The organism is Gillisia sp. Hel_I_86, assembly GCF_007827275.1.
Lineage (GTDB): Bacteria > Bacteroidota > Bacteroidia > Flavobacteriales > Flavobacteriaceae > Gillisia.
In genome coordinates this window covers 2,074,142-2,095,785 of sequence record NZ_VISE01000001.1, presented here as the reverse complement: position 1 = coordinate 2,095,785, position 21,644 = coordinate 2,074,142, and the positions used below count along the sequence as shown (strand labels likewise).

20 protein-coding genes, 2 tRNA genes and 1 pseudogene are annotated in these 21,644 nt (G+C 37.5%); 14 read left to right on the top strand and 9 right to left on the bottom strand.

Annotation, left to right across the window (positions count from 1 at the left end; genetic code table 11):
• Nucleotides 1-94: 94 nt before the first annotated feature.
• Nucleotides 95-832, top strand: a complete 738-nt coding sequence (locus JM83_RS09490; protein WP_144961553.1) for an MlaE family ABC transporter permease — start codon at nucleotides 95-97, stop codon at nucleotides 830-832.
• The gene (locus tag JM83_RS09485; RefSeq protein ID WP_144961551.1) at nucleotides 832-1,596 is read left to right on the top strand and encodes an ABC transporter ATP-binding protein; all 765 of its coding nucleotides are present in this window, start codon (nucleotides 832-834) and stop codon (nucleotides 1,594-1,596) included. The genes JM83_RS09490 and JM83_RS09485 overlap by 1 nt, the downstream gene beginning before the upstream one ends.
• 92 nt (nucleotides 1,597-1,688) lie before the next feature.
• On the opposite strand, the gene JM83_RS09480 is transcribed toward JM83_RS09485, so the two are convergent.
• From JM83_RS09480 to porV, 8 genes are all read right to left on the bottom strand, one after another.
• Nucleotides 1,689-2,777, bottom strand: a complete 1,089-nt coding sequence (locus tag JM83_RS09480; RefSeq protein WP_144961549.1) for a mannose-1-phosphate guanylyltransferase — start codon at nucleotides 2,775-2,777, stop codon at nucleotides 1,689-1,691.
• 19 nt (nucleotides 2,778-2,796) lie between these two features.
• On the bottom strand, nucleotides 2,797-3,396 hold the full coding sequence (locus tag JM83_RS09475; protein ID WP_144961547.1) for a SprT-like domain-containing protein: 600 nt from the start codon (nucleotides 3,394-3,396) through the stop codon (nucleotides 2,797-2,799).
• Between the two features lie 10 nt (nucleotides 3,397-3,406).
• Nucleotides 3,407-4,087, bottom strand: a complete 681-nt coding sequence (locus JM83_RS09470; RefSeq protein ID WP_144961545.1) for an SDR family NAD(P)-dependent oxidoreductase — start codon at nucleotides 4,085-4,087, stop codon at nucleotides 3,407-3,409.
• A 2-nt stretch (nucleotides 4,088-4,089) separates the two neighbouring features.
• Nucleotides 4,090-5,088, bottom strand: a complete 999-nt coding sequence (locus JM83_RS09465) for a M20/M25/M40 family metallo-hydrolase (protein ID WP_186434977.1) — start codon at nucleotides 5,086-5,088, stop codon at nucleotides 4,090-4,092.
• Nucleotides 5,089-5,159: 71 nt separating this feature from the next.
• Complete coding sequence (locus JM83_RS09460) at nucleotides 5,160-6,848, bottom strand: pyruvate dehydrogenase complex dihydrolipoamide acetyltransferase (protein ID WP_144961541.1); 1,689 nt, start codon at nucleotides 6,846-6,848, stop codon at nucleotides 5,160-5,162.
• A gap of 3 nt (nucleotides 6,849-6,851) precedes the next feature.
• The gene (pdhA, locus tag JM83_RS09455; RefSeq protein WP_144961539.1) at nucleotides 6,852-7,853 is read right to left on the bottom strand and encodes a pyruvate dehydrogenase (acetyl-transferring) E1 component subunit alpha; all 1,002 of its coding nucleotides are present in this window, start codon (nucleotides 7,851-7,853) and stop codon (nucleotides 6,852-6,854) included.
• 106 nt (nucleotides 7,854-7,959) lie between these two features.
• Entirely contained in the window at nucleotides 7,960-8,442 is a 483-nt protein-coding gene (cdd, locus tag JM83_RS09450) for a cytidine deaminase (protein WP_144961536.1), read from the bottom strand.
• 85 nt (nucleotides 8,443-8,527) lie between these two features.
• Nucleotides 8,528-9,688 carry a type IX secretion system outer membrane channel protein PorV gene (gene porV, locus JM83_RS09445; protein WP_144961534.1) on the bottom strand — a complete coding sequence of 387 codons (1,161 nt, stop codon included), beginning with the start codon at nucleotides 9,686-9,688 and terminating at the stop codon, nucleotides 8,528-8,530.
• A 352-nt stretch (nucleotides 9,689-10,040) separates the two neighbouring features.
• Here porV and gldJ point away from each other — a divergent pair, with 352 nt between their 5' ends.
• Together gldJ and murF are read left to right on the top strand one after the other, a co-directional pair.
• A complete protein-coding gene (gene gldJ, locus JM83_RS09440; protein ID WP_144961532.1) occupies nucleotides 10,041-11,708 on the top strand; it encodes a gliding motility lipoprotein GldJ in 1,668 nt (555 codons plus the stop codon).
• Between the two features lie 133 nt (nucleotides 11,709-11,841).
• Complete coding sequence (murF, locus tag JM83_RS09435; RefSeq protein ID WP_144961530.1) at nucleotides 11,842-13,143, top strand: UDP-N-acetylmuramoyl-tripeptide--D-alanyl-D-alanine ligase; 1,302 nt, start codon at nucleotides 11,842-11,844, stop codon at nucleotides 13,141-13,143.
• Between the two features lie 272 nt (nucleotides 13,144-13,415).
• On the opposite strand, the gene JM83_RS09430 is transcribed toward murF, so the two are convergent.
• The gene (locus JM83_RS09430) at nucleotides 13,416-14,558 is read right to left on the bottom strand and encodes an acyl-CoA dehydrogenase (RefSeq protein ID WP_144961528.1); all 1,143 of its coding nucleotides are present in this window, start codon (nucleotides 14,556-14,558) and stop codon (nucleotides 13,416-13,418) included.
• A 93-nt stretch (nucleotides 14,559-14,651) separates the two neighbouring features.
• Between JM83_RS09430 and JM83_RS09425 the strand changes: the two genes are divergently transcribed.
• The 10 genes and pseudogenes from JM83_RS09425 to JM83_RS09380 form a co-directional block, all read left to right on the top strand.
• Nucleotides 14,652-15,716, top strand: coding sequence for an anhydro-N-acetylmuramic acid kinase (locus JM83_RS09425; protein WP_144961526.1), 1,065 nt, complete (start codon nucleotides 14,652-14,654; stop codon nucleotides 15,714-15,716).
• A gap of 65 nt (nucleotides 15,717-15,781) precedes the next feature.
• Entirely contained in the window at nucleotides 15,782-17,008 is a 1,227-nt protein-coding gene (locus tag JM83_RS09420; RefSeq protein WP_144961524.1) for a Glu/Leu/Phe/Val dehydrogenase dimerization domain-containing protein, read from the top strand.
• 57 nt (nucleotides 17,009-17,065) lie between these two features.
• On the top strand, nucleotides 17,066-17,767 hold the full coding sequence (locus JM83_RS09415) for a MotA/TolQ/ExbB proton channel family protein (protein WP_144961522.1): 702 nt from the start codon (nucleotides 17,066-17,068) through the stop codon (nucleotides 17,765-17,767).
• Nucleotide 17,768: 1 nt separating this feature from the next.
• The gene (locus tag JM83_RS09410) at nucleotides 17,769-18,173 is read left to right on the top strand and encodes an ExbD/TolR family protein (protein ID WP_144961520.1); all 405 of its coding nucleotides are present in this window, start codon (nucleotides 17,769-17,771) and stop codon (nucleotides 18,171-18,173) included.
• A gap of 12 nt (nucleotides 18,174-18,185) precedes the next feature.
• Entirely contained in the window at nucleotides 18,186-19,004 is an 819-nt protein-coding gene (locus tag JM83_RS09405) for an energy transducer TonB (protein ID WP_144961518.1), read from the top strand.
• Nucleotides 19,005-19,033: 29 nt separating this feature from the next.
• Entirely contained in the window at nucleotides 19,034-20,242 is a 1,209-nt protein-coding gene (locus JM83_RS09400) for a bifunctional folylpolyglutamate synthase/dihydrofolate synthase (RefSeq protein ID WP_144963726.1), read from the top strand.
• Between the two features lie 154 nt (nucleotides 20,243-20,396).
• Nucleotides 20,397-20,471, top strand: a tRNA-Val gene (locus tag JM83_RS09395).
• Nucleotides 20,472-20,542: 71 nt separating this feature from the next.
• A tRNA-Val gene (locus JM83_RS09390) sits at nucleotides 20,543-20,617 on the top strand.
• Between the two features lie 205 nt (nucleotides 20,618-20,822).
• A complete protein-coding gene (locus JM83_RS19275; RefSeq protein WP_144961516.1) occupies nucleotides 20,823-21,092 on the top strand; it encodes an Arm DNA-binding domain-containing protein in 270 nt (89 codons plus the stop codon).
• Nucleotides 20,986-21,618, top strand: a pseudogene (locus JM83_RS09380) (DUF5712 family protein); the annotation flags it as partial. The gene JM83_RS19275 and the pseudogene JM83_RS09380, both read left to right, overlap by 107 nt.
• Between the last annotated feature and the right edge of the window lie 26 nt (nucleotides 21,619-21,644).

The window sequence follows — 21,644 nt, the reverse complement described above, 5'->3', positions numbered from 1 at the left end:
TCAAAATTACTAAAGAATTGGAGTTTAAACTTTAATTCTTCGTTAAATAGTTTCCTGCTAAATTTTAGTATTTTAGCTTTACAAAAATTCCTTGATGAGCTACATCCATTCTATTGGTGAATATTTTTTAATGATTAAAGGCGTGTTTGGCAGAATGACCAAACGCTCTGTTTTAAGAGAATTAATATTCAAAGAGATAAATGAGCTTATTATTGGTTCCTTGGGGATAGTTTCTTTTATCTCCTTTTTTATTGGTGGGGTTGTGGCAATACAAACTGCCCTAAACCTAAACAACCCTTTGATTCCAAAGACTTTAATAGCATTTGCCGCAAGGCAATCCATAATTCTCGAATTTGCACCTACCTTTATCTCTATTATCATGGCAGGCAAAGTGGGTTCATTTATAACTTCGAGTATTGGATCCATGCGTGTAACCGAACAAATTGATGCTTTGGAAGTAATGGGGATAAATTCCTTGAACTATTTGATTTTCCCGAAAATAATAGCTATGCTTACATACCCTTTTGTGATCGCTATTGCTATGTTCTTAGGGATTATGGGGGCCTATGCCGCCGCAGTTCTAGGGGGTTTTGTTGGTGCAGATCTTTTTCTAACAGGATTACAAGATGATTTTGAGGGATTTCAGGTAGTCTATGCATTTATTAAAACTTTTATTTTTGCAATGATATTAGCAACAGTACCCGCATACCATGGCTATTATATGAAAGGCGGCGCATTGGAAGTGGGACATGCAAGCACCACCTCTTTTGTGTGGACCAGCGTTATTATAATTATTACAAATTATTTAGTAACCCAATTATTGCTTAGTTAATGATCGAAGTAAAGAATCTTCATAAAGGTTTTGATGGCGAAGAAATTCTGAAAGGGATCAATTTTGTTTTTGAAACAGGAAAAACCAATTTAATAATTGGCCAATCAGGATCTGGGAAAAGCGTACTTTTAAAAAGTATGCTGGGCCTATTTAAGCCCGAAGAAGGAACTATAGAATATGATGGAAAAGCATACTCCACTTTTACAGAGGAAGAACAAAGAGAGCTGCGGAAAGAGGTAGGAATGTTGTTTCAGGGAGGTGCCTTATTTGATTCTATGACGGTGGAAGAAAATGTAATGTTTCCGCTGCGAATGTTCACTAATCAGCGTAAACGAAAATTAAAATCCAGAGTAGCTGAAGTCTTGGAGCGTGTTAATTTGGAGGGTAGCGCGAATAAATATCCTGCAGAAATTAGCGGGGGAATGCAAAAACGAGTAGCAATTGCACGTGCCATTGTGAACAAACCAAAATACTTGTTTTGCGATGAACCCAACTCCGGGTTGGATCCAACCACTGCAACCGTAATAGATAATCTTATTCAGGAATTAACCCGAGAAAATGACATAACTACGGTAATTATCACACACGACATGAACTCGGTGCTGGAAATAGGGGAAAATATCGCATTTTTAAAAGATGGTGTTCTCGCTTGGAAAGGCGACAAATCCCAGATTTTTCAAACAGATGATAAGACAGTGACCGACTTCGTATACTCTTCCAATCTGTTTAAAAAGGTAAGGGATGCACAATTAAAAGGGCATTGATTAAATTTTACCTTACCTACAAGCTTATCCAATTTCAATCTAAAAAATTTTTATTCGGAGACTTGCCGTTAACCTACTTTTATTGACTATTGCTATCCTAAACGCTCATCAAATTTTTCCATTACCTTATTCCTAATCTCTTTAATATCTTGTTCTTTATCCTTAGGAACAATCAGTAAAACATCTTTATCATCAACTATAATATAATCCTTCAACCCATCTAGAACCACCACTTTGGAGTTATGTGTATAGATCATATTTCCGGTTGCATCTTGAGGTAATAATCGTGCATTTACCACCGCATTATCTTCAGCATCTTTAGCTAATTCCTCATGCAATGAACCCCAAGTCCCCAGATCGCTCCATTTAAACGAAGCCCGAATTACATAAACCGAATCTGACTTTTCCATGATTGCATAATCTATAGAAATATTTTGTGCTTCTGGATAAGTGTCCTTAACAAATATTTCTTCTTTAGAAGTGTTTAGAATTTTTTTTCCATCATTGAATAGATTGAACATTTCCGGTAAAAAGGTTTTGAAAGAATCTGTAATAAAGGACGCTTTCCAAATAAAAATTCCGGCATTCCAAACGTAGTTTCCTTCTTTCAAATACTTTTTAGCATTTCTTAATGTAGGTTTTTCAGTAAATACTTCCACCTTCTGAAGGTCTTTCCCTTCTTCTTTGCCATATTTTATATAACCGTAACCAGTATTGGGAAAAGTGGGCTTTATTCCCAGTGTTACTAGAATATCTTCCTTAATGGCAGCTTCAAAAGCTAAATTGATATCTACAGCAAAGGCATCTTCATCATTGATAAAATGATCACTAGGTGCTACGATCATTACAGCATTTGGATTTTTTTTCTTGATCTTCATTGCCGCCAACAAGATACAGGGTGCCGTATTTCGCATTGCCGGCTCCAAAATAATTTGTTCCTGGGTAATTTTGGGAAGTTGCTCCTTTATTATTTCGTTGTAAGCTTCATTACTAAGAACAAGGATATTCTCCCGAGGTACTACATTGGTAAGCCTGTTATAAGTGCTTTGCAATAAAGTTTCCCCAATGCCCAACATATCGTGAAACTGTTTTGGGTATTTGGCCGTACTTAAAGGCCAGAACCTGGAACCTACCCCACCAGCCATAATTACTGCATAATAATCTTGATTGTAACTTGTCATTCTTTCTTTTGTTTAAAACCTAAACTGCTATTAACTCTACTTCGGCATTAGGTTGAAATAAATAAATCTTGCCCGTATCCATCTCTACACACTCATACCGCTTCCTTCTCTTTGCGCCTTTCTTAAAAACCTTACCATTATAAATTCTGAAGACACCACCTAGGGGAAGTTCGAAAATATAATTTTTATCATTTTCGGGATCAAAACTTTTAAGGGCTACAGATAATTGCGCATCGGTATCGCTGCTCGCTTTAGGGTTTTTGAAATGTTTAGCAATTAAAGGTAATAATTGTATGGGAAATATCTCAGGTCTTATGAATGGCAACATCATTTGCTGAAAAGTGAATTTCCATTCCCTCCCGTGTGGTTTTATTGCACTTCCAAATCTTTCGAACGCTAACAGATGGGCAATTTCATGCACCAAGGTTATCAAAAACCTGAACCTATTTAGATTCGCATTGATTGTTATTTGATGACCTCCATTTGGCTTCCTTCTATAATCCCCATGCCTCGTAACCCTTTCATTAACAATTTTAAGATGAATGTTATGTTCTTCTATAAGGTTGAAAATAGGAGATACTGCGTGACTTGGCAAATATTTTTCAAGAACATCGCTCATTTCTTCCTTTTTAAGGGGTACTATTGGAAACCTGTAACAGTTTACCGTTATAATATTTTTGACCATTAAGGCTGAAATCCAAAATATACTCCGCCATCCCTTGAGCAGAAACCGGTGCTTTGTATCCTGGAAAAGCTTCCGCCAACATTTCGGTTTGCACGGCACCTAAAGCCAATACATTAAAGGAGGGTCCATTCTCTTTATATTCTTCTGCCAACATTTCTGTCAAGGTTATTAATGCTCCCTTGCTCGAACTATATGCCGAAAGACCCGGAAATTTCATACTGCCTTGCACAGCGCCCATACTGCTGATGTTAACTACATGAGAGGTGGAATCCATAAAAGGAAGTAGTTTTTGAATAAGTCCTGCCACGCCAAAAACATTCGTGTTATAAATGGCTTTAAACTCATCCAAAGAGGCTTCAGCAAAAGATTTATTTAAAATTGCTCCTGCGTTATTGATTAAAACATCTACTTTTTTCCAAGTCTTTTCAATATGAGCCGCTATTTTTTGAAGTTCTTCTTCCTTGGTAATGTCGCAGGCAATCACCTGTACATTCTTCAACTTTAAAGCCTGAAGCGATTCCGGTTTTCTTGAAAGCGCCATTACACGATGCCCAGCTTCAGAAAAAAGTTTGACCATTTCAAAACCAATTCCCCTGCTGGTACCTGTTATTACTACATGCTTCATTCTTAATTGAGTTTTATTTCTTTGGTTGGAGTATTTGCCATGGTATAAATTCCAGGAATTATAGCTTCTATAAGATCTATCATAAAAGGAATATCCAGCTTATCGGCTTCATCCTGAACTTGATGGTAATAATTATAATTTGTAAAATCAAAGGTGCTAATGGTTTGTGCTGGCACATTGAATTCTTTATAGAAAGAATAATTGTCGCTCCTTCTAAAAAGATCAAATTCCTTTGCCTTCGGAAGAAACCCCAATACCTTTTCATTGGAATATTCATTGAATTTATCTGCAAGATTGGATTCTTCATACCCGGTCAAATAAGCCTTATGATCCTTTCCTACCATAGGAACTCCAATCATTTCAATATTAAAGTTCACATAGAGATCCAAGTTTTCATCCTTCAACCTTTTGGCCAAATGCTTGGATCCAAAAAGCCCCTTTTCTTCAGCAGAAAGAAAAACAAAGAGAATACTTCTTTTGTTTTTTGGTGCAGCGCCAAAATATTTTGCCAATTCCAAAACAGCCACAGAACCTGCAGCATTATCGTTCGCACCATTTGCAATAGAATCGTTTGCAATTGGAGAAATTAAGCCTATATGGTCGTAATGGGCGCTTATTATTAAAAACTCATTTTTCAATACAGGATCTGTTCCTTCAGCCAAACCAACAATATTATAACCTGTTGCATCCTTTACTGTGAAGGAATCCCGATATGTGGCAAAATATGGCTTAATATTATTTCTCTCGAGAATACCCTCAATATACACTGCTGCTTTCTCAATTCCCTTTGAACCTGTATTTCGTCCCATTAAATCATTTGATGCTAGAAAATCCAATCCCTCTTTTACAGATGACTCGTTTAAAGTCGCCTTGGCGATTTCAATTTTCTTTGTCGGTGGGATTATTATTTGCTTCTCTTCTGTAGAATTTTGTGTAAGGTTACACGCGAAAAATACAAACAACAGCCCAAAGCCGGCTGTTCTTAAAAATGTTTTTATCATAACTATAAAGATAAAAAAATCCCGCAATAGCGCGGGATTTTCAAATAGTATATTCCCTAAAGGCTTTTGGATTATGCCAACATGGTTACCGGGTTCTCCAAATATATTTTTAAAGTTTGCAAGAAAGCTGCTCCGGTAGCCCCATCTACAGTTCTATGATCACATGCCAAAGTAACTTTCATGGTGTTTCCTACTACAATTTGTCCATTTTTCACCACCGGCTTTTCTACAATTGTCCCTACAGAGAGGATCGCGGAATTTGGCTGATTGATGATACTGGTAAATTCGGTAATCCCAAACATCCCAAGGTTGGAAACCGTAAAAGTACTTCCTTCCATTTCTGATGGTTGCAACTTTTTATTTCGGGCCTTTCCTGCAAGATCTTTAACTTGCGCTCCAATTTGGGTCATCGACAATTGATCGGCAAATTTCACAACGGGCACCACCAATCCATCTTCCACAGCCACCGCAACCCCCATATGGATATGCTTTGCTATTTTTGTGCTATCTCCGGTCCATTGAGAATTCACCCTTGGATGTTTTCTTAGTGCCATTGCCGAAGCCTTGATCACCATATCGTTAAAAGAAACCTTCACATCTGGAATCTCATTGATCTGTTTTCTGGAAATCATTGCAAATTCCATATTCACCTCGATCGTTAAATAATAATGTGGCGCGGTAAATTTAGATTCCCCCAAACGTTTTGCAATGGTTTTGCGCATTTGGGAATTCTTGATCTCCTCATAAGATTCTTCGCCCGCAGGAACGTATGTTTGCACAGGTTTTTCTGAAGAAGAAACAGGGCTTTCCGATCTAGCTGTTGTGGGTTGAGCTGAAGGTTTGAAAGTTTCCACGTCTTTCTTTACAATTCTACCATTTTCTCCAGAACCCTTAACATCGGCAAGATTTATCCCTTTATCTTCGGCTATTTTCTTTGCCAACGGCGAAGCGAATATTCTGCCTCCATCTTTAGCTTCGGTAGTATTCACGTTAGGTTTTTCTTCTGAAGCTTCATTAGATGAATCATCTTCTTTAGATGGAGCTTCCTCTTTTTTACCTGAAGATTTTGGCTCAGCTTTTCCAGATCCAATACCTGAAACATCTGTTCCTTTGGGACCAATAATAGCTAACAAGGTATCAACTTTTACGGTTTCCCCTTCTTGAACCCCAATTTTAAGCAAGGTTCCTTCATAAAAAGACTCAAATTCCATTGTAGCCTTATCGGTCTCGATTTCAGCTAAAATATCTCCTTCCTCTACGGTGTCCCCTTCCTTCTTAAGCCAAGTTGCTACGGTACCTTCTTCCATGGTATCACTAAGCCTAGGCATATTAATTATCTCTACTCCTTCAGGAATTTCAGAAGCCTCGGTTTTTTCTGAATCTTCCTCTTGTGATTCTTCCTCTTCTTTATCTTTAGAATCTTTTACAGGAGCGTCCTTGGAAGTATCCTCGGACTCCGTTTTGTTTTCCTCTTTTTTTGAAGATTTACTATCTCCTTTTATTAATTTAGAAATATCCTCCCCTTTTTCACCAATTATGGCAAGTAAATCATCTACCGGAGCGGTTTCCCCTTCTTCAATTCCTATATGAAGCAATGTTCCTTCATAAAAGGATTCAAATTCCATCGTAGCTTTATCGGTTTCGATTTCAGCTAAAATATCGCCTTCTTCTACTTTATCCCCAACTTTTTTCAACCATTTAGCAACCACCCCTTCTTCCATGGTGTCACTAAGACGTGGCATATTTATTACTTCGGCCATAATTTACTCTACTTTATGTGATAAAAACGGATAGTCTTCTTGTTCGTAAACAGCATCGTACATCAAGCTTGCATCTGGATACTCTGATTCTTCTGCGAATTTTTCACATTCCAGAACCATTTCCTTGACACGTTTATCTATCTCCTTGATCTCTTTATCTGTTGCGTACTTTTTGTCTTTAATAATATCCAACACCTGGGTTATAGGGTCTACTTTTTGATATTCGGCAACCTCATCTTTAGTTCTATATTTTTGAGCATCACTCATAGAATGCCCTCTATATCTATAGGTTTTTAACTCTAAGAAAGTAGGTCCTTTTCCAGTTCGTGCCCTTTTAATAGCTTCATCCAAGGCTTCTGCCACCTTTATAGGATTCATTGCATCTACAGGACCACATGGCATTTCGTACCCTAAGCCCATTTTCCAGATTTCTGTGCTTTTTGAAGTTCTGGCCACAGAAGTTCCCATAGCATAGCCATTATTTTCCACACAAAAAACTACAGGAAGATTCCAATTTACCGCCATTGTTAAGGTTTCATGAAGCGAACCCTGACGCATAGCACCATCTCCCATAAAGGTTAAGGTGACCGCATCCCTTTTAAAGTACTTATCGGCAAATGCGAGTCCAGCACCCAAAGGTATTTGTCCACCTACAATTCCGTGGCCCCCATAAAAACGATGTTCTTTGGAAAAGATATGCATAGAGCCCCCAAGGCCTTGAGAAGTCCCGGTTTTCTTACCATACAATTCTGCCATTACCCTTTTAGGATCCACACCCATACCAATTGGCTGCACATGATTTCTATAGGCAGTGATCATCTTATCTTTTGTAAGATCCATTGCATGCAATGCTCCGGCCAGAATTGCTTCTTGCCCATTATATAGGTGCAAAAAACCCCTTACTTTTTGTTGAATATATACCTGAGCTAATTTATCCTCAAACTTTCTCCAAAAAAGCATATCCTCGTACCACTTCAAATAAGTGGCTTTGGTAATTTTCTTCATTTACAAATATATTTAGACCGGACACTGGATTTTGCCAAGCGGATAACAAAAATACTATTTTCAATAAGAATGAAAAACAGTTTTATTATTTAAAATAACGAAAACGTTATAGATAAGACTTATCGAAGGCCAGAGGCAATAGATCCTTTAGGGAATTGGATTTTGCAACCTTGCCACTTTCTCCCATAAAATAAATTTCAATAGGTTCATTTTGCTTGATCTCGTACTCTGCTATGGCCTGCCTGCATGCACCACAAGGTGGTATTGGAGTAGTTACTGCATGATTCACAGATGTGGCCGAAATCGCAATTCTCTTAATAATGGCTTCAGGATAGGTTGCTCCTGCATAATATATTGCTGTTCTCTCTGCACACAAACCACTTGGATACGAAGCATTTTCCTGATTGCTTCCAGAAATGACTTCATTATTATCCAACAGTATGGCGGCACCCACATGAAATTTAGAATATGGAGCATATGCTTTTTCCCGAGCTTCAACTGCGGTGTTCATGAGTTTTATAACTTCTTCTGGAAGTTCAACTAAAGAATCGTAGATTTCTATTGTTGTAGAAATGGTTATTGATTTCATCTAAATTGCTTGGTTTTTTTTTCGCCTTAATATGGTCACTATATTATTATAGAAACACCACGAACTGCCGGAAATATACAAATTTTTAATTATCGTCGTATTCTTCACCAAAATTAAAGACCAATCCAAATCTAAGGGTTCCTTCTAAAGGACTTACTACATTAGAAGTAGAAAACAAATAAGAAACATCTATAACTACCGGAGCATATTTGAAACCAGCTCCTATGGCAACAAATTTTCTTGAACCTTTTGTATCGCTTTCATTAAAATACCCAGTTCTAAGGGAAAATTGATCCTGATAAACATATTCAGCGCCAAGCGCCCAAGTAATCTCTTTTAATTCTTCCCTAAAACCATCTGGCGCATCACCAAAAGATTTAAAAATCCCTTGAATAGCTCCAATACTATTATATTCTTCATCATCTTCACTATCACCAATTACCCCATTATTATTAAAATCCTGTGGCGTAGGAACTAATAATTTATTAAATTCAAGATAAGTCCCTAATCTATTTGATGGATCAAAAATAAAGTCGAAACCTCCCCCAACTTTTAAATTGGTTGGAATAAAATTTTCCTGACCTACCTCATCATACTTGATTTTTGGCCCAATGTTGGAAATATTCATGCCAGCTCTAAAGCGTCCATCAAAATTTGAAAAAACAATATCGCTACTTTGATAGAAGGCCGCTACATCTACCCCAAAAGTGGAAGCAGCGGTAGCATCTTCACTGCCTATGGACAACTTAAGATCAGACCTCAAATACCGCCCTGCAACTGCCATGGAAAAATTTTCAGCTAATCGCAACGAATAAGAAAGATCAAAGGTTAATTCATTTGGGCTCAATAGTAAAGGTTCATCTCCAAAGCCTTCCTGAGCTTCAATAGACCCTAAGCTAAAATATCTCAAACTTACCGCAACGGCACTTTTTTCGTCAAGCCTATTAAAATAAGTAAGGTTCCCCAAAAATATATCATTCACTATACTGCTTAGATAAGGCGTGTAGGACACACCTACACCTTGCTCACTATTTATAAATGCATATTTAGCTGGGTTCCATTGTTGAGAAAAGGCATCTGCAGAAGTTGCGACCCCTTGATCCCCCATTCCAGCTGCTCTAGCATCGGCTGCGATCAATAAGAAAGGAACGGCTGTGGTTATAACCCTATCCCGTTCCTCTTGGGAAAACATAAGCGAATTTGATAAGAGGGAAAATCCAAGAAAAAGTATCGTAATTTTTTTCATCACATTATTTAGTCTTTAACAAATATATATTTTTATTCTTGTTAAGAGATGTTCCTCCCAGCAATTTTACGTTGTATTTCATTAGAATTCGTAAAAACCCAACGATTCTATTAAAACTGCAATTTGTTGTTTTTATTGCATCCATCCACTCGTTTTCACAAGCTTAACCAAAAATATTTTAAACCTTGATATTAAGTATTACTTTTGTGGATATATTAAATTTACCAAAAAAGTGGTAAGCCTCAAGAATGTTAACTGTTTAACCCATTTTGATTAAGACAAAATAAACTTGTACTTTTCACGTTAATCACTATATTGCAAAGCCTAAATTACTACATAAACAGAACAAAATATGAGGACTAATGTTGCCTTTAAGACACTATTTGCTATCGCTATAGGCGCTAGTTTGTTTAGTTGTAACAATTCTAAAGATTACAAAAACAACTCAAGAGCTACTGGATGGGATATTAATTCTAAAGAAGGCGGTTTCCAATACAAAACAAATTATAAGGAACAGGAAACTGGACCTGGGCTTGTTTTTGTGGAAGGCGGGACCTTTACCATGGGAAGAGTGCAGGATGATGTAATGCATGACTGGAACAACACCCCTACCCAGCAGCACGTTCAGTCTTTTTATATGGACGAAACCGAAGTCACGAATATCATGTATATGGAATACTTGGATTGGTTAAAAAATATCTTCCCGCCAAGTGAACCAAATTATAAAAATATCTATACTGGTGCCGTGCCAGATACTTTGGTTTGGAGAAACCGATTAGGCTTCAACGAAACCATGGTGAATAATTATTTACGTCACCCTGCATATTCAAATTATCCTGTGGTGGGAGTTAACTGGATTCAGGCAACCGAATTCAGCAAATGGAGGACCAACAGGGTAAATGAACTTAAATTAGAGCAAGAAGGATATTCCAAAAAAGGAGCCCGCTATACAGATGTTGATGGAGGAACCACTTTTGATACTGAAACGTACTTGAATGCTCCAACCAGAACTTATGGTGGCAATGATAGTATTACAAGGGGAGGTAAAAATGCAGATAAACTAGGAACTGCAAAGGACACTAGCAATTCCAAAAATATCTATATCCAACGAAAAGACGGTGTACTATTACCTGAATACAGATTGCCTACAGAAGCAGAATGGGAATATGCAGCTTTAGGACTGGTAGGCATTAGAAACTATAACGTTTACCGCGGTAGAAAAAAATACCCATGGGATGGTCAATACACTCGTTCTGGAGATGTTAAAAGACAAGGTGATCAACTAGCCAATTTTAAACAAGGCGAAGGTGATTATGGCGGAATCGCAGGTTGGAGCGATGATGGCGCTGACATTACCGCCGAAGTGAAATCTTACGAAGCAAACGATTATGGCCTTTATGATATGGCCGGAAACGTGGCAGAATGGGTAGCCGATGTTTATAGGCCTATAGTAGATGATGAGTTTAACGACTTCAACTACTACAGAGGAAATGTGTACACCAAGAACGCTATCAACGATGATGGTACTGTAAAAGTTGTAGCACCAGATGGTGTTGTATATGACACTTTAAGTAGTGGAAGGATTATGGCCAGGGCTCTTCCAGGAGAATTGGCTCAAGTGCCAATTAATGAAAAGGACACTTATCTAAGAACAAATTTTAACGAAAGCGACAACAGAAACTTCCGTGATGGAGATAAGAGTTCTACAAGGTATTACGAACCATTCAATGAAATTTCGAACCCTTCCAAGAGAATGTATAATTCCCCTCAATTTAGTACAGATACAGATAGTATAGGAACTGTAAAACCCAACTATGATGAAACTAGCAGAACTACTTTAGTTAGTGATGAGGTTCGCGTATATAAGGGTGGTTCTTGGAGAGATAGAGCATATTGGTTGGATCCGTCTCAAAGAAGATATTTCCCTCAAGATATGGCTACAGACTATATTGGGTTTAGAAACGCTATGTCTAGGGTTGGTTCTAAATCTAAAGACAAAAACAAAACGGCAAGGAATTAATCTTGATGTTTTTGGATAAAGCGGTTTAAAAAGTTTATTTTTCGTTTATTATAATTAGGATCTTAGGTTTCTAATTTATTTGAAATTCGAAAAACTACTTTTTGAACCGTTTGCTATTTAACATATTTAAGTAATGAATATAGAAACATTACATCAGCTATTTCTTGAAAGCAAAGGCGTGGCTACAGATACTCGAGCAATCAAAACCAATCAATTATTTTTCGCTTTAACAGGGAACCACTTTAACGGCAATTTATTTGCCAAAAAAGCCTTGTCCAAAGGTGCAAGTCATGCCATTATAGATAAAGAAATAGACGAACAAAATGAGCGCTATATTTTAGTAGACAATGTATTGGATACGCTCCAAAAGCTAAGCACCTATCATCGTAAATTCTTAAATATTCCAATCCTTGCCATTACGGGGAGCAATGGAAAAACGACCAGTAAGGAATTAATACATGCCGTATTAAAGAAAAAGTTCAATACTATAGCCACTGTGGGAAATTTAAACAATCATATTGGGGTTCCTCTCACATTACTGTCCATGAATTCAAAAACTGAATTTGGCATAGTGGAAATGGGTGCAAACCATCATAAAGAGATTGAAAAATTATGCGAAATAGCCAGGCCCAATTATGGTTATATCACAAATTTCGGGAAAGCACATCTGGAAGGTTTTGGAAGTTTAGAGGGAGTCGTCGCGGCAAAAAGCGAATTATACAACTATTTGAAGGCATTTAACGGAAAACTGTTCCTGAACATTGATGACCCCATTCAGCTAAAACAAATAGATTACCATAACATATTTACTTTCGGAGAATCAAACAGTGCTGACGTTATTATTGATTATGACAACTCCAAAACCCTAGCCGAAGTGCAATACCAAGAAACTACTATTAAAAGTCAGCTCACAGGGAACTATAATGCCCTAAATATAGCCGCTTCCATATGTATTGGGCTTTACTTTAAAATTCCCATAGAAAGTATTCAAAAAGCCATTTTTAACTACTCCCCTAAAAACAATCGTTCTCAAATTGTAAAATGTGGGAGCAATGCAATACTAATGGATGCCTATAATGCAAATCCCACCAGTATGAAGGCCGCTTTAGAAAGTTTTAAAGCCAATCCCGCCGATAATAAGATAGTCATTTTAGGAGATATGTTTGAACTTGGAGCAACTTCCGAAGAAGAACATCAATATATTGTTGACTTTCTGAAAAACTTGAACCTAAAACAAATATTTCTTGTCGGTAAAAATTTTTTCAAGACGCAATCAAAAAATCAAAAAATAAAGAAATTCGAAAACTTTTCTGACCTTCAATTAAATCTTGAAACCGAAGAAGTTCAAAATTCCTATATTCTTATTAAAGGCTCCAGAGGAATGGCTTTAGAACGTGTTTTGGAGGTTTTAAAGTTAAAGAAAGCATCACAATAGTTGATTATACTCTTCTTATCGATTTAGGCACCACGGGACTAATCCACAAAGTATTTAAGGTGTAGAATTAAAAACTCTAAATAGAAGACACAAAAAGGCCCTCCAAAATGGAAGGCTTTTCTTTTGTGGGCAATGAGGAACTATCCATAATCTTATTTCTTTAGGCTTTATAAAGCCTAAGGCCTTATCCTAAATTTTTACGCACCGAATTACGCACCGCTATTAAATACAAAGTAAAATAATTTAAAAACTTGGTTAAGTGATAGTGAACGTTATGCGTTGATAATACTTCTGGAAATCACTATTTTTTGTATTTCTGAAGTTCCTTCGTAAATCTGTGTGATCTTTGCATCCCGCATCATACGTTCTACATGATATTCCTTTACATATCCATTTCCACCGTGAACTTGCACTGCTTCTACTGCTACATCCATAGCAACTTGAGACGCATATAATTTTGCCATAGCTCCAGAAAGATCGTAATTCTCTTTGTTATCCTTATCTACAGCTGCTTTCATTACCAACATTCTTGCAGCTTCAATAGAAACGTGCATATCTGCCAATTTAAAAGCTATTGCCTGGTGGTTACAAATTTCGGTTCCAAATGCTTTTCTTACTTTAGAATATTTTAAAGCAAGCTCATAAGCTCCTCCTGCAATTCCTAAGGCTTGTGCAGCGATTCCAATTCTTCCTCCAGCTAGTGTTTTCATAGCGAATTTAAACCCGAAGCCATCTTCTCCAATTCTATTTTCTTTCGGAACTTTTACGTCGTTAAAAATCAATGAATGGGTGTCACTTCCTCTAATTCCCAATTTTTGTTCTTTAGGGCCAATTTCGAAACCTTTCCAAGTTTTTTCAACTATAAAAGCATTGATCCCTTTATGTTTCTTTTCACGATCTGTTTGTGCAATTACTAAATAGAAATCTGCCGTCTTTCCGTTAGTGATCCAATTTTTAGTTCCATTTAAGATATAATGATCTCCGTGATCTATTGCCGTAGTTTGTTGTGAGGTGGCATCACTGCCCGCTTCTGGCTCAGATAAACAAAATGCGCCTATAGACTCTCCAGTGGTCAATTTGGCAAGGTATTTTTCCTTTTGTTCTGGAGACCCAAAAGTGTCCAATCCCCAACAAACCAAAGAATTGTTTACAGACATTACCACAGAAGCTGATGCATCTATCTTGGAAATTTCTTCCATTGCCAGCACATAAGATACGGTATCCATTCCGCCACCACCATATTCTGGGGAAGCCATCATTCCCAAGAAACCGAGTTCTCCCATTTTTTTGATTTGCTCGGTTGGGAATTCTTGTTTTTCATCTCTTTCAATTACTCCCGGTAAAAGTTCGCTGTTAGCAAAATCCCTCGCAGCATCACGAATCATTATGTGCTCTTCTGTAAGTTTAAAATCCATTAGGTAATTTATTTTAAAAATTCATTTTTTAAAGTGCCCAAAGATACCTTTTTGACCCCTAATATTCAATTAAGAATAATTATTTTTACAAGTATGAAAACAATTGACTATAAGGTATTGGGAGTGATGTCTGGAACTTCTTTGGATGGGGTGGATCTAGCATATATTCATTTTACCAAGGATTCTCAATGGCATTTTAAAATTCTGAAAGCCGAAACTACCCGATATAGCCCGGAATGGAAAAAAAAATTGAATGATGGGTTAAATTGCACTTATCGAGAATTAGAGGAGTTGGACGAAGAGTATACAAGCTATCTAGCCACGATTATTTCAAATTTTATGGATAAACATTCAACCAAAAAACTTGATGCGGTATGTAGTCATGGGCACACTATAAAACATGAGCCGGAAAATGGATTCACCTTGCAAATTGGAAATCTTCCCAAGTTGGCAGCGCTTCTGGGAGCAAGAGTGGTCTGTGATTTTCGAGTGCAGGATGTAGGTTTGGGTGGTCAAGGGGCGCCCTTAGTTCCAATAGGAGATCAACTGTTGTTTGCACCATATACTTATTGTGTAAACCTGGGCGGATTTGCCAATATCTCTACAAATAAAGATGGGGATAGAATTGCCTACGATATATGCGCTGTGAACACGGTGCTTAATTACTATTCAGAAAAACTAGGGAAAGAATATGATGATGGTGGGAAAATTGCAAGATCTGGAAAATTTGATCCTGATCTCTATGAACTACTTGAAGCGCTTCCTTTTTATAAGTTGAATTCTCCTAAATCATTGGGTATGGAATGGGTAAATAGCTCGATTTTACCCATTTTGAAGAGTTTTGAAGAAGATATCCCTTCAATAATGAATACTTATTGTCAACATATAGCTTCAGAAATAGCAAAAAACATGAAAGATGATCCCAACGTTGAAGCCCTGTTTACTGGTGGAGGTGTTTTTAATAACTTTTTAATGGAACTTCTTCAACAAAAAACAACTGCCAAGCTCTCTATTCCTGCTTCAGAAATTGTAAATTTTAAAGAAGCCGTGATCTTTGGGTTCTTGGGAGTACTAAAATTAAGAGAAGAGATAAATGTATTAAGCTCGGTAACTGGAGCAGAATATGATCATTGTGCAGGCTTGGTTTATGAGCCCTAATATTTTGTGATTTTCTCCTTAAGGGTGGTTTTGTTTTTTATATTTGCGTTCAAACCGAATTATACATGAAAGATTTACTCGATTTATACGAAAACAAGGAGCCCGAGATTGTTTTTAACTGGAAAGATGCTGAAACCGAAGCGGAAGGATGGACTGTGATAAACTCCCTTAGAGGTGGAGCTGCCGGTGGAGGAACTAGAATGAGAAAGGGACTGGATATGAATGAGGTGCTTTCTCTTGCTAAGACCATGGAGGTAAAATTTACCGTTTCTGGACCAGCAATTGGCGGAGCGAAATCTGGTATAAATTTCGATCCCAACGATCCTCGTAAAAAAGGGGTTTTGGAAAGATGGTATAAGGTGGTTTCTCCTTTATTGAAAAGTTATTATGGAACCGGTGGGGATTTGAATGTGGATGAAATTCATGAAGTAATTCCAATAACCGAAAATTGTGGCGTTTGGCATCCGCAGGAAGGTGTTTTTAATGGGCATTTTCAGCCTACAGAAGCAGACAAGATCAATAGAATTGGACAGTTACGTCAAGGGGTGATAAAGGTTCTAGAGAATTCAACCTATTCCCCAGATGTGTCAAGAAAATATACCGTAGCCGATATGATCACCGGTTACGGGGTTGCAGAAGCTGTGAAACATTACTATTCAATTTATGGAGGGGATGTAAAAGGAAAAAAAGCGATCGTTCAAGGATTTGGGAATGTAGGATCCGCAGCGGCTTATTACTTGTCTCAAATGGGTGTTAAGGTAATAGGAATTATAGATCGTGTTGGAGGATTGATAAATGAAGACGGGTTTTCATTTGAAGAAATAAAAGAATTGTTCCTTAACAAGGATGGGAATACTTTGAAACATCCAAACTTGATCCCTTTTGAAGAGATCAACGATAAGATCTGGGATTTGAATGCTGACATATTTGCTCCTTGTGCAGCATCTAGATTGGTAACTAAAGACCAAGTGGCAAGATTAATAGATGGTGGATTGGAAATGATTTCCAGTGGGGCAAATGTGCCATTTGCAGACAAGGAAATTTTCTTTGGGCCTATTATGGAATATGCCGATGAAAAAGTAAGTGTTGTGCCAGATTTTATTGCAAATTGCGGGATGGCAAGAGTATTTGCTTATTTTATGGAGAGACGAGTGCAAATGACAGATGAAGCTATATTTAATGATACTTCAATGACGATAAAAAATGCAATTCAGAACACGTTTGATAATAATAGTTCCAAAACTGGTATTAGTAGTACTGCTTTTGAAATTGCATTAAAACAATTAGTATAGATTTTGCTACAATTAAATTTACAATCTCACGTTACACTAACAAACCTAATTTTATCTATGTTAAACTTTTTCCAAGATCCCGACGCTGCTCAAGCAGCCTTAGAGGTTGAGCCTGTCGTAGAAGAGAAAACCCTTTCATTATTTGATTTAATGTTAAGCGGTGGTTTGGGTGGCCAGATCATTATCGGAATTTTGTTTGTGCTATTATTTGTAGCCGTGTACATTTATTTTGAGCGGTTGTTTGCAATTAAAGCTGCCACGCAGGTAGATCCCAATTTTATGCTTCAAATTAAGGATAGCGTACTAAATGGAAATATAGAATCGGCTAAAATTAGATGCGCTCAAAACAATTCTCCTGTTGCCAGACTTACCGAAAAAGGGATTTCAAGAATTGGTAGTCCATTAGAGGATATCAATACGGCTATTGAAAATGCTGGAAGATTGGAGGTCTACAAATTGGAAAAGAACGTGAGCATCCTTGCTACCATCGCCGGGGCAGCCCCAATGATCGGGTTCCTTGGAACTGTAATTGGTATGGTTTTAGCTTTTCACACCTTGGCAACAAGCAGTGGGCAAGCAGAAATGGGAACACTAGCTGAGGGTATTTATACGGCCATGACCACTACCGTAGCGGGTTTAATTGTAGGTATTATCGCATATATTGGTTATAACCATTTAGTGGTGAAGACCGATAAAGTGGTGCACCAAATGGAAGCTACAGCTGTAGATTTCCTTGACCTTTTAAACGAACCGGCTTAATATGAACTTAAGAAGTCGAAATAAAATAAGCGCAGATTTTAGTATGAGTTCCATGACAGATATTGTTTTTCTGTTATTGATATTTTTCATGTTGACTTCTCCGGCAATCACTCCAGAAGCTTTGGATCTTATTTTACCAAAAGCGAAGGGGAAGACCACTAATAAATCCAATCTTTCTGTAAGTATTACAAAAGATCTTCAGGTTTATATAGATAATGATAGAATTAGCAATAGTGCTTTGGAAAGCACGCTTAAAACTAGATTGGCAGGCGTAGATGATCCCACAATTATATTGAGGGCAGAAGAAGGAGTGCCCATAGAAAAAGCGGTTAATGTAATGGATATTGCCAATAGGAACAAATACAAAATTGTTCTTGCTGTAAAACCCGAAAAAGTTAATAAATAATAAAAGTGCCCAGTGAGCCTACTTAATACGAAACACGAAAAAAAATCTTTTACCATCACGGTAGTTTTACACGTGTTGCTCATTCTTATTTTATTGTTTTTTGGATTACAATATTTGGATCCACCGCCTGAAAATGGAATAGCTATCAATTTTGGTACTTCTGAAGTTGGCTCTGGAGAAAAACAGCCTACGGAAGCTATTAAATCTGCCCCACAAAAATCTGCTCCTCATGTTGTTGCCCAACCTAAAACACAGGTGGAAGAGGTAGTTACCCAAGAATCCGAAGAAGCCCCGGTTATTCAGAAAAAAGCGGAGAAGAAACCAGTCATCCAAGAAAAAAAAGTGGAGCCTAAAAAGTTGCCACCTGCTAAGAAACCAGATCCAACGCCAGATAAATCTACCACAGATGCGATGAGCAGCATCTTGAATGGACCAAAAAGTGATGGCACTGCAACTGGTGGTGAAGGTAACGATAGAGCTGCAGGCGATAAAGGAAGCAGGGATGGCGATCCAAATGCCAGTGCCTATTATGGGAACGGCTCAGGATTAGATGGTGATGGAAATTATAGGTTAGGAGGAAGAAAAGCTTTGAACAAAGAAAAAATCCCTCAAGATTGTAACGAGGCTGGAATTGTGGTGGTTAAGATTACCGTAAATCAAAAAGGACAAGTTATAAGTGCAAGTCCAGGACAAAAAGGAACCACAAATAGTGCCACCTGTTTAACGGAACCAGCAAGAAAAGCTGCACTAGCTACAAAATTTAATAGTGATTCCAAAGCACCCTCTGTGCAAACGGGATATATTACCTACAATTTTAAATTAACCGAATAGTGCCTACGTATTCCCAAACTGTTGAATGGATGTTTCAGCGGTTGCCAATGTACCAACATGTGGGTGCAGATGCCTTTAAAAAAAACCTTTTCAACATTATTAGTTTTTCAGAATTCTTAGGAAACCCTCATAAGGACTTTAAGGCTGTTCATGTGGCGGGTACAAATGGAAAGGGGTCTACAAGCCATATGTTGGCTTCCATTCTTCAGGAAGCCGGCTATAAAGTGGGATTGTATACTTCCCCACATCTAACAGATTTCAGGGAACGAATCAAAATCAATGGTAAAGAAATTTCAGAAAATGAGGTAGTAACTTTTATAGATTCAAATAAAAGCTACCTAGAGAATAATAAGCTTTCTTTTTTTGAGATGACCGTGGGAATGGCATTTAGTTATTTCAGCAAGAAAAAGGTGGATATAGCTGTTATAGAAGTGGGATTGGGAGGAAGGTTGGACTCGACAAATATTATAAACCCAATACTTTCTATTATCACCAATATCGGTTTGGACCATACCGATATGTTGGGGAATACCCTTGCCGAGATCGCGGCAGAAAAAGCTGGAATTATTAAACCGAATACTCCTGTGGTAATTGGTGAATTTCAGGAAGAAACCTTTCCGGTTTTTCAAAAGATAGCCAAAAATCGTTCAGCAGAAATTGTTGTTGCTTCAAAAGAAACTATTGAACTAGAAACAGATCTAAAAGGGGATTATCAAAAAAAAAACAGTAAAACAACCTATGTTGCAGTTCAGCTTCTTCAGTCCAAAGGTTTTAAAGTTTCTTCAGATAATATAAGAAGAGGTCTAAGTTCTGTTGTTGCAAATACAGGGTTGCAGGGTAGATGGCAGCAAATTCATGAACACCCAAAAGCAATCTGCGATACGGCGCATAATAAGGAAGGTTTAAAATATGTAATATCCCAGTTAGAAAGAGAATCTTATAAGCAATTACATATGGTATTAGGTTTTGTAAGCGATAAAAAGTTAGAGGATGTTTTAGCTTTATTTCCTGTAGATGCAAATTATTATTTTTGCAAGCCAAATATTCCTAGAGGTTTAGATGAGGAGATCCTTTTTAAGCAAACCTTGCAATTTGGTTTAAAGGGAAACACATATAAAAGTGTGAAGCAAGCTTATCAAGCTGCTTTATGCAATGCCAATAAAGAAGATCTCATCTTTATTGGAGGTAGTACATTTGTGGTTGCTGCTGTTTTAAAGGCTGACTTTTTAGATATCTAATTAGCTCTTAAGCTTTTCTGGTTTTGGCTGTTTTGCAATTCCCCAATTTTAAAAATAGACTTTATATTGAAATTAAAAATATTTTATTTTTTTAATTTTTAGTTTGTAAGATTGAAAATGTAGTCTATATTTGCATCCGCATTCAGGCGATTGCGGGCAATTAGCTCAGTTGGTTCAGAGCACCTCGTTTACACCGAGGGGGTCGGGGGTTCGAATCCCTCATTGCCCACTAAAAAAGCCCTCCTTCTACGGGGGCTTTTTTAATGAAATTTTATTGTAATTCCTATTGTGTTAAGAATAGGGCAATTAGCTCAGTTGGTTCAGAGCACCTCGTTTACACCGAGGGGGTCGGGGGTTCGAATCCCTCATTGCCCACAAAAGAAAAGCCTTCCATTTTGGAGGGCTTTTTTCATTTTTTTCAATATCATTAAATATCAAATAAAAGGAGCGGTATTCGGCGCGTGTTTTTTGATATTTATTTACGCACCGAATTAGCTGTAATACGTTGCTGTTCAATGGCTAATGAGATTTATTTTGATTTTATTTTTGTAACTTCAGCTATCAAAAAAACCACGCACCTATGCAATCCACATTCTCCACCCTATTTTATCCTCGAGGAAATGACATAGATAAAAATGGTAATGCCCCTATACACCTAAGAATTACAGTTAATGGAAAGCGAAGTGAATTTAGTATAAAAAGAAAAACACCTTTTAAAAAATGGAATTCGAACGCTGGGAAACTTCGAGGGAACGGACAAGCCGGTACGGGAAAACCAAGCTTTTGCCACCAAAATACTTGCGTTAAAAAACGACATCCGAAAAGTGCAACGTGGCAAACTCCTTGGTAATATCAAAATGATGGAACGGAAAATCACGAAATTGGAAAAGGCAGCCCCACATCAGCAGGATGATAAACGAATTGCCCAGGGCATGCCCAAAGAAGGCAACCAGGGCCATATCCATATTATCGTGAGCCGCAAGGATGCTTCAAATTCGGTTAGTCTTTCCCCAGGAAGTAAGCACAAAGCTTCAGAAGTTGAGATGCACGGTAAAAATGTAAAACGAGGTTTTGACCGAGACAAATTTTTTGAAAAAGCAGAAAAGACTTTTGACAATACTTTTGGCTATAAACGAAACTTTGCCGAAACCTATAAAGCAAGAAAGGATTTCATCAAGAACCCAAAAATCTATTTTGCATCGCTAATGAAATTGCCCACCAACGAAAAGGCAATCGCTTTTAAAATGATGGGTAAAAGTGGCATCCCTATGATGCCGAGTATTCCGGTTACGCAAGCACAATTGGCAATGAAAATATTTAAACAGCTTCGACGTGGTGCGGAAGTGGCCATTAAATCAAGTTCCATCGGTATTTAAATGAAAGTTATGGACATATATAATAT

Excerpts from the sequence above, each read along its gene's own strand:
- JM83_RS09410 (WP_144961520.1), top strand. The coding sequence starts at position 17,769 with ATGAACTTAAGAAGTCGAAATAAAATAAGCGCAGATTTTAGTATGAGT.
- murF (WP_144961530.1), top strand. The coding sequence starts at position 11,842 with ATGAATATAGAAACATTACATCAGCTATTTCTTGAAAGCAAAGGCGTG.
- JM83_RS09400 (WP_144963726.1), top strand. The coding sequence starts at position 19,034 with ATGTTTCAGCGGTTGCCAATGTACCAACATGTGGGTGCAGATGCCTTT.
- JM83_RS09425 (WP_144961526.1), top strand. The coding sequence starts at position 14,652 with ATGAAAACAATTGACTATAAGGTATTGGGAGTGATGTCTGGAACTTCT.
- pdhA (WP_144961539.1), bottom strand. The coding sequence starts at position 7,853 with ATGAAGAAAATTACCAAAGCCACTTATTTGAAGTGGTACGAGGATATG.
- gldJ (WP_144961532.1), top strand. The coding sequence starts at position 10,041 with ATGAGGACTAATGTTGCCTTTAAGACACTATTTGCTATCGCTATAGGC.
- cdd (WP_144961536.1), bottom strand. The coding sequence starts at position 8,442 with ATGAAATCAATAACCATTTCTACAACAATAGAAATCTACGATTCTTTA.
- JM83_RS09430 (WP_144961528.1), bottom strand. The coding sequence starts at position 14,558 with ATGGATTTTAAACTTACAGAAGAGCACATAATGATTCGTGATGCTGCG.
- JM83_RS09415 (WP_144961522.1), top strand. The coding sequence starts at position 17,066 with ATGTTAAACTTTTTCCAAGATCCCGACGCTGCTCAAGCAGCCTTAGAG.
- porV (WP_144961534.1), bottom strand. The coding sequence starts at position 9,688 with ATGAAAAAAATTACGATACTTTTTCTTGGATTTTCCCTCTTATCAAAT.
- JM83_RS09460 (WP_144961541.1), bottom strand. The coding sequence starts at position 6,848 with ATGGCCGAAGTAATAAATATGCCACGTCTTAGTGACACCATGGAAGAA.
- JM83_RS09470 (WP_144961545.1), bottom strand. The coding sequence starts at position 4,087 with ATGAAGCATGTAGTAATAACAGGTACCAGCAGGGGAATTGGTTTTGAA.
- JM83_RS09420 (WP_144961524.1), top strand. The coding sequence starts at position 15,782 with ATGAAAGATTTACTCGATTTATACGAAAACAAGGAGCCCGAGATTGTT.
- JM83_RS09465 (WP_186434977.1), bottom strand. The coding sequence starts at position 5,088 with ATGATAAAAACATTTTTAAGAACAGCCGGCTTTGGGCTGTTGTTTGTA.
- JM83_RS09480 (WP_144961549.1), bottom strand. The coding sequence starts at position 2,777 with ATGACAAGTTACAATCAAGATTATTATGCAGTAATTATGGCTGGTGGG.
- JM83_RS09485 (WP_144961551.1), top strand. The coding sequence starts at position 832 with ATGATCGAAGTAAAGAATCTTCATAAAGGTTTTGATGGCGAAGAAATT.
- JM83_RS09475 (WP_144961547.1), bottom strand. The coding sequence starts at position 3,396 with ATGAGCGATGTTCTTGAAAAATATTTGCCAAGTCACGCAGTATCTCCT.
- JM83_RS19275 (WP_144961516.1), top strand. The coding sequence starts at position 20,823 with ATGCAATCCACATTCTCCACCCTATTTTATCCTCGAGGAAATGACATA.
- JM83_RS09490 (WP_144961553.1), top strand. The coding sequence starts at position 95 with ATGAGCTACATCCATTCTATTGGTGAATATTTTTTAATGATTAAAGGC.